This is a genomic window from Streptomyces albus subsp. chlorinus, from assembly GCF_013302895.1.
Taxonomy (GTDB): domain Bacteria; phylum Actinomycetota; class Actinomycetes; order Streptomycetales; family Streptomycetaceae; genus Streptomyces; species Streptomyces chlorinus.
Map to the genome: position 1 here is coordinate 690,279 of NZ_VJOK01000001.1, position 10,757 is coordinate 701,035.

At 73.6% G+C, this 10,757-nt stretch carries 6 protein-coding genes; 3 read left to right on the top strand and 3 right to left on the bottom strand.

Annotated features, from left to right (window positions below):
• On the bottom strand, positions 1-1,254 hold a 1,254-nt coding region (locus tag FM076_RS03205), incomplete at its 3' end, for a GAF domain-containing protein (RefSeq protein WP_173868425.1).
• 129 nt (positions 1,255-1,383) lie between these two features.
• On the opposite strand from FM076_RS03205, the gene FM076_RS03210 reads away from it, so the two are divergent.
• On the top strand, positions 1,384-3,771 hold the full coding sequence (locus FM076_RS03210) for a phosphoketolase family protein (protein WP_173868426.1): 2,388 nt from the start codon (positions 1,384-1,386) through the stop codon (positions 3,769-3,771).
• 79 nt (positions 3,772-3,850) lie between these two features.
• Here the strand turns inward: FM076_RS03210 and FM076_RS03215 are convergent, their stop codons facing one another.
• Both FM076_RS03215 and FM076_RS03220 read right to left on the bottom strand, forming a co-directional pair.
• On the bottom strand, positions 3,851-5,236 hold the full coding sequence (locus FM076_RS03215) for a family 2B encapsulin nanocompartment shell protein (RefSeq protein ID WP_173868427.1): 1,386 nt from the start codon (positions 5,234-5,236) through the stop codon (positions 3,851-3,853).
• 71 nt (positions 5,237-5,307) lie between these two features.
• A complete protein-coding gene (locus tag FM076_RS03220) occupies positions 5,308-6,738 on the bottom strand; it encodes a family 2B encapsulin nanocompartment shell protein (RefSeq protein WP_173868428.1) in 1,431 nt (476 codons plus the stop codon).
• 595 nt (positions 6,739-7,333) lie between these two features.
• On the opposite strand from FM076_RS03220, the gene FM076_RS03225 reads away from it, so the two are divergent.
• Positions 7,334-7,939, top strand: a complete 606-nt coding sequence (locus tag FM076_RS03225; RefSeq protein WP_173868429.1) for an Rv1733c family protein — start codon at positions 7,334-7,336, stop codon at positions 7,937-7,939.
• 189 nt (positions 7,940-8,128) lie between these two features.
• Complete coding sequence (locus FM076_RS03230; protein WP_173868430.1) at positions 8,129-10,594, top strand: right-handed parallel beta-helix repeat-containing protein; 2,466 nt, start codon at positions 8,129-8,131, stop codon at positions 10,592-10,594.
• Positions 10,595-10,757 lie beyond the last annotated feature (163 nt).

Below are 10,757 nucleotides of genomic sequence, written 5' to 3' on the forward strand. Positions count from 1 at the left end.
GCGGCCCAGTTCGCGGACGCGGGCCGCCGTGCGCGGGCCGGGACGGACGGCGTGCAGGACCTCCCACACCTCCAGGTCGTCCTCGGCACCCGGCGTGCACAGCCACTGCTCCAGCAGCCGCGGGTCGGCGCGGGCGAGCACCAGGCGGCGCAGCCGTTGCTCCAGCAGGCGGCGCAGCCGCACGACACCGGGCGCCTCGGAGCCGGGCAGCAGCGGTCCTGGGTACGCGTCGAGCGCCGCGGCGGGGTCGCCCTCGTCCAGCGCGTCGGCCACGGTGTCGTAGTCGGTGTGCGGACGGTGGCGCAGCCGGTAGGGGCGGGAGGCCAGCAGCGGGCCGAGCAGAGGGCGCAGCCGGGACAGCTCGGCCCGCAGCGTGACGGGGTGGACGTCGCGGTCGCCGTACAGCTCGCGGGCGAGCGCCTCGCCACTCAGCCCGTCCGGGTGGGCGGCGAGCAGCAGCACGATCTCGCTGTGCCGCCGTCCCAGCCGCAGCGGCCCGTCGGCCGGGCGCTGTCCGGGCGCGCGCAGCAGGGCCTCGTCCCGGCCGAGGACGCACAGAGCGGGACCGTCGGGCGGCGTGCCCGCGCCGGGCGGCGGGGCCAGCTCGGCGAGGCGGGCCTCCGCGGCGCGTGCCGTGGCCTGCACGAGGGCGAGACTGTGCGGGGAGGCGAGATGGTCCCCGCCGGTGAGATCGACGGCGCCGACGACGCGGCCGGTCCGCGGATCGCGCACCGGGGCGGCCGCGCAGGTCCAGGACTGGACGGGGCGGCAGTAGTGCTCGGCGGCGAAGATCTGCACGGCGTGCCCGACGGCCAGCGCGGTGCCGGGGGCGTTGGTGCCACTGGCGTGCTCGGCCCACTGGGCGCCGGGCACGAAGTTCATCCGCTCGGCGCGGCGCAGCACTTGCGGGTGGCCCTCGACCCACAGCATGGTGCCGCGCTCGTCGCAGACGGACAGCAGGTGGGCGCCGTCGTCGGCGATGCTGCCCAGCAGCTCGCGGAAGACCGGCATCGCGCGGGCGAGGGGGTGCCGCTCGCGGCGCAGGGCGAGACGGGCGTCGTCCATCTCCACACCGGCCATGCTCTCGGGGGCCAGCCGCGCCCCGGCGCAGCGCCGCCAGGAGTCGGCCACGACGGGCCGTACGGGGGCGGCGACGGTGCCGCCGGTCAGGAACCGCTCATGGGCACGGCGCAGCTGCCCGGCCCGCTCGGCCGGGTCCGCTCCCGCTTCGAGCGCCAGCCATGGATTGCGCACCCCGACATCGTGCAGCGGGCCGGGACGGCGCACAACGCCCCCGGCACCACCCGCCGCCCCGGGCCGCACGCCGCGCCCGTCCGCCGGAGTGCGGGTGTCGGATCCGTCCCCGGTTGGTACCCATCCGGCATGCCGGAACACGAGCCCCTCACCGACCGCGAGACCGAGGCGCTGGACGCGCACTGGCGCGCCCTGAACTACCTGTCGGCCTGCCAGCTGTACCTGCGCGCCAACCCCCTGCTGCGCGAGCCGCTGCGGCCGGAGCACGTCAAGCCCAGGCTGCTGGGCCACTGGGGCACCTGTCCCGGGCTCACCCTCGTCCACACCCATCTCAACCGGGTGATCCGCGCCCGCGGGCGGCGGGTGATGGGCGTGTGGGGGCCCGGACACGGGGCCGCGGCCGTGCTGGCGGGGGCCTGGCTGGAGGGCACCTACGGGGAGCTGCGCCCCGACGTGCCGCGGAACGCCGAGGGGATGCGGCGGCTGTTCGCGGAGTTCTCCCAGCCGGGCGGCGTCCCCAGCCACACGGCGCCGAGTGTGCCGGGCTCGATCCAGGAGGGCGGCGAACTCGGCTACGCGCTGGCACACGCCTACGGCGCCGCGTTCGACAATCCGGATCTGCTGGTGTGCGCGGTCGTCGGGGACGGCGAGGCGGAGACCGGGCCGCTGGCCGCCTCCTGGCACGCCAACAAGTTCCTCGACCCGGTGCACGACGGCGCCGTGCTGCCGGTGCTGCACCTGAACGGCTACAAGATCGCCAACCCGACGGTGCCGGCCCGGCTGCCCGAGGACGAGCTTGCCTCGCTGATGCGCGGCTACGGCTACGAGCCGCTGTTCGTCTCGGCACAGCAGGACACCCCGCACGCGGCGGCACACCGCGCGCTGGCCGACGCCTTCGACACGGCGCTGGAGCGGATCGACGCCATCCAGGCCGCGGCGCGCGCGGACGGGAGCGGGAAGCCGGACCGGCCGCGCTGGCCGATGCTGGTACTGCGCACCCCCAAGGGCTGGACGGGGCCGCGGGAGGTGGACGGGCAGCCGGTGGAGGGCACCTGGCGGTCGCACCAGGTGCCGCTGCCGGGCGTACGGGACGACCCGGAGCGGCTGCGGCAGCTGGAGGAGTGGCTGCGCTCCTACCGGCCCCAGGAGCTGTTCGACGAGGAAGGCAGGCCGCGCCCCGAGGTGCTGGCCTGCGTGCCCGAGGGCGAACTGCGGCTGGGCGCGGTGCCCGAGGCCAACGGCGGGCGCCTGCTGCGGGAGCTGCCGCTGCCCGCCCTGGAGACGTACGCGGTCCCCGTGGAGCGGCCGGGCGCCACCGCGCACGAACCGACGCGGGTGCTCGGCTCGTTCCTGGAAGGGCTGATGAACGCCACCGCCGAGCGGCGCGACTTCCGCCTCTTCGGCCCGGACGAGACGGACTCCAACCACCTGAGCGCGGTCTGGGGCGCCACTGCACGCGGCTGGCAGGACGAACCGCTGCCCACGGACCAGCACCTGGGGCGGCACGGCCGGGTGCTGGAGGTCCTCTCCGAGCACCTGTGCCAGGGCTGGTTGGAGGGCTACGTCCTCACCGGCCGGAACGGGATCTTCGCCTCGTACGAGGCGTTCACCAACCTCGTCTCCAGCATGGCGGCGCAGCACGTGAAGTGGGTGCACAGCGCGCGCGAGGTCTCCTGGCGCCGCCCCATCGCCTCGCTCAACTACCTGCTCACCTCGCACGCCTGGCGCCAGGACCACAACGGCTTCTCGCACCAGGACCCCGGCTTCATCGACCATGTGCTCAACAAGAGCCCGGACGTGGTGCGTGTCTACCTGCCGCCGGACAGCAACACCCTGCTGGCCGTCACCGACCACGCGCTGCGCACCCGCGACACGGTGAACGTGGTGGTGGCCGGCAAGCACCCGTGTTTCGACTGGCTGGACCTGGAGGAGGCGCGCAACCACTGCGCCCGCGGGCTGGGCGTGTGGGAGTGGGCCGGCACCGAACGCGGCGGCACCGGGCCCGACGTGGTACTGGCCTGCGCCGGCGACGTGCCCACCCACGAGACGCTGGCCGCCGCGTCGCTGCTGCGCGACTGGCTGCCCGAGCTGTCGGTGCGGGTGGTGAACGTGGTGGACGTGGCACGGCTGATGCGGGACCGGGAGCATCCGCACGGCATGAGCGACACGGAGTTCGACGCCGTCTTCACCCGCGACCGCCCGGTGATCTTCGCCTACCACGGCTACCCCTGGCTGGTGCACCGCCTGGCCTACGGGCGGGCGGTGCACCCGGGGCTGGTCGTCCGCGGTTACCGCGAGTCCGGCTCGACCACGACGCCGTTCGACATGGTGGTGCGCAACGGCATGGACCGCTACCACCTGGTGATGGACGTCATCGACCGCACAAAGGGGCTGGGGCCAGGCGCCGCGAGCGTGCGGCAGGCCGCCGCCGACCTGCGCGAGCGGCATCACCGGTACGTGGCCGAGCACGGCACGGACATGCCGGAGGTCACCGACTGGCGCTGGCCGGGCCGGTGACCTCCGGGCGGCGCCTCCGGTCCGGGCCCCCTCTCCCCCACCCGGGACGGGGCCCGGCACCCGTCACCGGGGCCGCCGGTCAGATCTCGACGTCCTCCAGGACACCGAGCGCGTCCGGCACCAGGACGGCCGCCGAGAAGTAGACGCTGACCAGGTAGGAGATCAGCGCCCTCTCGTCGATCCCCATGAAGCGGACGTTGAGCGAGGGCTGGATCTCGTCGGGGATGCCCGTCTGGTGCAGCCCGATGACGCCCTGGTCCTCCAGCCCGGTGCGCATGGCCAGCACGCTGGTCGTGCCGTCGGAGCGCACGGGGATCTTGTCGCAGGGCAGCAGCGGAATGCCGCGCCAGGCATGCGCCGTGGTGCCCTCGACCTCCACCTGGCCGGGGTAGACGCCGCGCTTGCTGCACTCGCGGCCGATGGCGGCGATGGCGCGGGGGTGTGCCAGCAGGTAGCGGGTCTTGCGGCGGCGCGAGATCAGCTCGTCCAGGTCGTCCGGGGTGGGCGGGCCGGTGCGGCTGTGGATGCGCTGGGTGAGGTCGGCGTTGTGCAGCAGCCCGAACTCCCGGTTGTTGACCAGCTCGTGCTCCTGGCGCTCCCGCAGCGCCTCGACGGTGAGCCGCAACTGCTCCTGGACCTGGTTCATCGGGCCGTTGTAGATGTCGGCGACGCGGCTGTGCACCCGCAGTACCGTCTGCGCGACGGACAGCTCGTACTCACGGGGGCTCAGCTCGTAGTCCACGAACGTGCCCGGCAGCGGGTGCTCGCCCACGTGGCCGGAGGCGAGGGCGATGTCGGCCTCGCCTCGCCGGTTCTGTGCCGGGGCGGGGCGCGAGAGGACCGCGGCGAGGTGCTCGCGCAGCGCCGGCGAGGCGTCCGCCGTCTCCTGGAACCTGGCACGGGGCAGCGCGAGCACGGTGCACCGCGTCCGGGCGCGCAGCGTGTGCTCCCAGACGCCCGGGTCGGGCGTGAGGATCCGGTCACCGACGTGGTCGCCGTCGGCCAGCACCCCCATGTCGATCTCGTCGTCGTACTGCCCGGCCGCGTGCTTGCCGACGCGGCCGTGCGCGATCAGCAGCAGCTCGTCCGCGGGCTCGCCGCGCGTGGTCAGCCGCTGGCCCGGCTCGTACTCGCGCTGGGTGAAGCCGTCGGCGAGCGCGCGCAGGGCCGCCTCGTCCTCCAGCTCGCGCAGCAGCGGGATCTCCCGCAGTTCGGCCGGGATGACGCCGATGTCGGCGCCGGTGCTCACGAATTCGATCCGGCCGTCCCCCAGGGTGTGGGTGAGGCGCCGGTTGACACGGTAGGAACCACCCGTGGTCTCGGTCCACGGCAGGACGCGCAGCAGCCAGCGGGGGGAGATCCCCTGCATCTGCGGGGGCGTCTTGGTCGTGGTGGCGAGGTTGCGCGCCGCGGCGGTGGCGAGGCTGGAGGGGGTGTACTCGGTCTCTTCCGGGTGCGTTGTCATCTGTCCCGTTCCTGGTGGTCACGGATTGCTGTTTCCGGGATCTGCCGGATGCCGCGTACCGGCGGCCGGGTTCAGTACCCGATTTCGACGTCCTCCAGAATCCCGAGCGCGTCGGGGACGAGTACGGCGGCGGAGTAGTAGGCGCTCACCAGATAGGACATGACGGCCTTTTCGTTGATGCCCATGAAACGGACCGAAAGGCTCGGGCTGTATTCGTCGGGGATTCCCGTCTGATGGAGACCCACGACCCCCTGCGCCTTCTCGCCGGTGCGCATCGCGAGCACCGAGGTGGTGCCCTGCGGGCCGACCGGGATCTTGTTGCAGGGCAGGATCGGGACACCGCGCCAGGCGGGCACGGAGTGGCCCTCGTAGTCGACGGACTGCGGGTAGACGCCGCGCTTGCTGCACTCCCGGCCGATGGCGGCGATGGCCTTGGGGTGGGCCAGGATGACGCTGGGGTCCTTCCACACCGTGGCCAGCAGCTCGTCGAGGTCGTCCGGGGTGGGCGGGCCGGAGCGGGTGTGGACGCGCTGCTTCATGTCCACGTTGTGCAGCAGACCGATGGCGCGGTTGTTGACCAGCTCGTGCTCCTGGCGCTCGCGCAGCGCCTCGATGGTGAGCCGCAGCTGCTCCTCGAGCTGGTTCATCGGGTGGTTGTACAGGTCGGCGACGCGGGTGTGGACCCGCAGCACGGTCTGGGCCACCTCCAGCTCGTACTCGCGGGGCTTGAGGTCGTAGTCGACGAACGTGCCCGGCAGGGCGGGCTCACCGACGTGCCCGGAGGCCAGCTCGATGGCGGACTCGCCGTCCTCGGTGCGCTGGGCGGGGATCCGGGAGCCGGCGGCGGCCAGGTGGGCGCGCAGCGAGTCGGCCCCGGCGAGGACGGCGTCGAAGGCGCTGCGCTCCAGGGTGAGCACGGTGCCGCTGGTCAGCGAGGTGAGGGTGTGCTCCCAGGTGCCGGAGTCGCCGGTCAGGCGGTCGTCCCCGAGGAAGTCGCCGTCCGCCAGGACGCCATGGGTGATCTGCTCGTCGTAGCGGCCGCGGGCGGTCTTGCGCAGTTTGCCGTGGGCGATGAGCACCAGCCGGTCGGCGGGCTGCCCCTCCTGGACGATGACCTCACCGGGCCCGAAGTCGCGCTGTTCGCACCGGGCGGCGAGGGCTTCGAGCACCTCCCGGTCATCGTAGCCGCGCAGCGTCGGCAGTTCGGAGAGCTCCAGCGGGATCACCCGGACCTGAGAGCCGGTGGAGACGAACTCCACGCGGCCGTCCCCCAGCGTGTGGCTGAGCCGCCGGTTGACCCGGAAGGTTCCGCCCGTCACCTGCACCCAGGGCAGGACCTTGAGCAGCCAGCGGGAGGTGATGCCCTGCATCTGCGGGGGCGTCTTCGTGGTGGTCGCGAGATTCCGTGCCGCCGCGGTCGCGAGGCTCTGCTGCGCCTGCTCGGCCCCTTGCGCCGCGCCGCTCCCGGAGTTTCCGGAATTCCGCTCCGCCGCAGTCGTCATCCGACACCGCCAATCTCAGTTCATCTGGTAATTCGCACGCTGCGGCCACGAAGCTAGGTGAGGGCCGTGAGCTGCGGCAATCACTCAAAAGATGAATCGGATTTCCGAATGTCGGCCCGCCGTCCGGGGTAACAGGGGCGGCTCGCCACCGATTCCGTCGACCCAGGGTGACGAAGCTGTCGCCTTCCTCACCCTCCGCATCCCTGCGCGTCCCTCGCCGCCGTGCGCGGTGCGGCACCGCGGCGGCTTTCCGGTGCGGAAACTCACCAGGACGTGCCGGGGCGCACGGGGAGCGCGCGCCTTTCCGGTGCGCGCCCGCCGTCCACAGGCGGCGGGCCGCTCAGTAAACTCGGCGGATCACGAGGGGAAGCGAGGGGGAACGAGGGGAAGCGGGCCCGCGGGCCGCGACAGGAGTGGAGCCGCACACCGGCCACGCCCGGCCGTCTTGACCAGACAGCCGCCCGGCCATCGCGTCGCACACGCATCGATCACAAATCGGTCACGAACCGGTGTACCGGGGCTCTTCGGGTCTTTCTCGTGCATGTACCGCGTCCGATGAGGTACGTAACGGACGGCGAGATGGGGGTGAACGGCGGTGCATACGATCATCGGCCTGTGGCGTTGGCGTGGAAACCCGCTGTGCCGCCGGACCGACCGCCGCGAGGCGTGGCTGTCCCTGTGGGCGGCCGTGCTGATGGCCGTGGGCGCGCCCCTGGTCGGCTGGTGGGCCGAGGAGACGGCACGCGACGCCCTGCTGCGGACCGTCCACGAACAGCAGCGCTCCCGGCAGCGCACCTGGGCGACGGTCCAGCATGTCACCGTCCACCCGCCGCTGGACTCCGAGGCGGACACGGCCGCGGGCCGGCAGCAGAACCGCAACCGGGTCACGGCCCGCTGGCCGGGTCCCGACGGCGCCCCGCACACCGGCACGGTCCTGCTGCGCCGCCCGGTGCGGCCCGGCGACCGCTTCCCCGTGTGGACCGACGCGGGCGGGCGTTTGACCTCCCGACCGATGAGTGCGCGCGGTGCCGCCTCCCACTCGCTGCTCGCGGGGCTGGCCGCCGGGGCGTTCACCATCGCCGTGCTGGAGACCGGGCGGCGGGTCACCGTACGCATGGCGATGCGGCGTCGGTACGCGCGCTGGGACGAGGAGTGGGGCCGCATCGGTCCCGACTGGGGCCGTACGGGCAGCAGCAGTTGAGGCGGGGCGGGTCGCCGCCGCTCGTGTGTGAAGACGTGTGAAGGCATGTGAACAGGTCACTCGCCCGGACCCGTCGGTCCTGGAGCGCGGCGCGCGCTACGGTGGTGCGACCAGCACGGACGGCGCGCACGGCGGTCCGCGCGAGCAACAACGCATCTTGGTTCGCACGAGGTTGGGGCACAACACTCCATGGCACAGGGCTCGGTCCAGGTGACGCACAGCGGCACGTCGCGGTGGCGGCGGCGCACGGGCGAGTACGCATCCTTGTCCGCCGCGCTCGAAGCGGCGGGGGACGGCGACGTCCTCACCGTCGCCCCGGGCACCTACCGGGAGAACCTCGTCATCGAGCACATGGTGACCCTGCGCGGCCCCGAGCGGTCGGGCGGCGGACCGGTCCGCATCGCCCCGGCCGACGGGGTCGCGCTCACGCTGCGGTCGGCGGCGCTCGTCCAGGACCTCCAGATCGAGGGCCAGGACTCGGCGGTGCCCGCGGTGCTGGTGGAGGACGCGGCGCCGGAACTGGCCGGGCTGCGGGTGATGACGCGCTCCGCGGCCGGTATCGAGGTGCGCGGCGGCGCCCGGCCCACCGTACGGCGCTGCACCGTGGACAACCCGGCCGGACTGGGGATCAGCGTCAGCGGCGGGGCGAGCGGCGTCTACGAGGAGTGCGAGGTGGTGGCGGCCGGGCAGTCCGGCGTGCTGGTCCGCGACGGGGCGCGCCCCCGTTTCTCGCGCTGCCGTGTGCACCTGGCCTCCGGCGCGGGCATCTCCCTCCAGGGCGAGGGCAGCACCATGGAGGCCATCGGCTGCGAGGTGTACGAGATCAAGGGCAGCGGCGTCCGCGTGGCCTCCCGCGCCAGCGGCCACTTCACGGACTGCCAGGTGCACCGCACCACGGCGGACGGGGTCACCCTCGACACCGATGCCGTGCTCACCCTCGCCGACTGCGACATCCACGACATCCCCGAGAACGCGATCGACCTGCGCTCCCGCTCGGTGCTGACGCTGACCCGCTCCACGGTGCGCCGCTTCGGCCGCAACGGGCTGTCGGTATGGGACCCGGGCACCCGTGCGGACGCCAACGGCTGCGAGATACACGACAGTACGGGCGACTATCCGGCCGTGTGGGTGAGCGACGGCGCCACCGCCGTGCTGGACACCTGCCGGGTGCACTCCGTGCCCGACGCGCTGTTCGTCCTCGATCGGGGCTCGCGCGCCGACGTGCTCGACAGCGATCTGTCCCAGGTGCGCGGCACCGCCGTCTCGGTGAGCGACGGCGCCGTCGTCCAGTTGGACGACTCCCGGATCAGCAAGGCCGCCACCGGCGCCTGGTTCCGCGACCACGGCAGCGGCGGCGTGCTGAACGGCTGCACCATCGACGAGGCGGCGACCGGTGTCATCGTCACCAAGGGCGCCGATCCCACCATCGAGCGCTGCACGGTCAGCGGAGCCGCCGAGGCGGGCTTCTACGTGTCGGCCGAGGGGCGGGGCACCTTCCACAACTGCCGGGTGACCGGCTCGCGCGGCTACGGCTTCCATGTGATCGACGGCTGCCGTACCACGCTGCGCCGCTGCCGCACCGAGCGCTGCGCGCGCGGCGGTTACGAATTCGCCGAGGAGGGGCCGGCCGTCGAGGACTGCACCAGCGACGAGAGCGCGGCGGCCGTCGCCGGGCTGCCCGCGCCGGCCTCGTCGGGTGCCGGCCCCTCCCCCGCCGACGGCACCACGGGACTGCTGACCGCCAAGGCCGCCGTACCCCGGCAGCGCACGGGCAGCTCGCGGACGACGGCGGCGCCGGCGACCGGCGACAGCGGGGACGCGGAGCCGGAGGCCGGGGAGGAGCCCCGTGACTCCAAGGAGGTGCTGGGCGAACTCGACGCCCTGGTCGGTCTGGAGAGCGTCAAGCGCGAGGTGCGCGCGCTGACCGACATGATCGAGGTCGGCCGCAGGCGGCAGGCCGCCGGGCTGAAGGCGGCGTCCGTGCGGCGGCATCTGGTCTTCACCGGGGCGCCCGGTACCGGCAAGACCACCGTGGCCAGGCTCTACGGCGAGATCCTGCGCTCCCTCGGGGTGCTGCGGCGCGGCCACCTGGTGGAGGTCTCCCGCGTCGATCTGGTGGGCGAGCACATCGGCTCGACGGCGATCCGCACCCAGGAGGCGTTCGAACGCGCCAAGGGCGGTGTGCTGTTCATCGACGAGGCCTACGCGCTGGCGCCGCAGGACGCGGGCCGCGACTTCGGCCGGGAGGCCATCGACACGCTGGTGAAGCTGATGGAGGACCACCGCGACGACGTGGTCGTCATCGTCGCCGGCTACACGGCCGAGATGGAGCACTTCCTGGCGGCCAACCCGGGCGTCGCCTCCCGCTTCTCCCGCACCATCGCGTTCGGCGACTACACGCCGGAGGAGCTGCTGCGCATCGTCGAGCAGCAGGCCGAGGAGCAGGAGTACCACCTGGGCGAGGGTGCCCGGCAGGCGCTGCTGAGCTACTTCGCGCGGCTGCCCAAGGGCCCCTCGTTCGGCAACGGGCGCACCGCGCGGCAGACGTTCGAGGCGATGGTCGAGCGGCACGCGGGCCGGGTCGCGCAGCTGCCCGACCCGAGCACCGACGATCTCACCCTCCTCTACCCGGGGGACCTGCCGGGCCCGGCCTGAGCACGCCGCGAGGCCGGCGCCGGACCGGCGCCCGGTTCCGGCGCCCCCGGTTCCGGCGCCCTCGGTTCCGACTGGCGCGGTATGCCGGCGGACGCCCCGTACGGCGCCCCGGCCGCCCGTCTCCCGCCGGGCTGCGGGCCGGGGTGTCCGCGGGTCTCCGCGG

What these genes read in the sequence shown, in the direction of transcription:
- FM076_RS03210 (WP_173868426.1), top strand. Translation starts at nt 1,384, where the DNA reads ATGCCGGAACACGAGCCCCTCACCGACCGCGAGACCGAGGCGCTGGAC.
- FM076_RS03215 (WP_173868427.1), bottom strand. Translation starts at nt 5,236, where the DNA reads ATGACAACGCACCCGGAAGAGACCGAGTACACCCCCTCCAGCCTCGCC.
- FM076_RS03220 (WP_173868428.1), bottom strand. Translation starts at nt 6,738, where the DNA reads ATGACGACTGCGGCGGAGCGGAATTCCGGAAACTCCGGGAGCGGCGCG.
- FM076_RS03230 (WP_173868430.1), top strand. Translation starts at nt 8,129, where the DNA reads ATGGCACAGGGCTCGGTCCAGGTGACGCACAGCGGCACGTCGCGGTGG.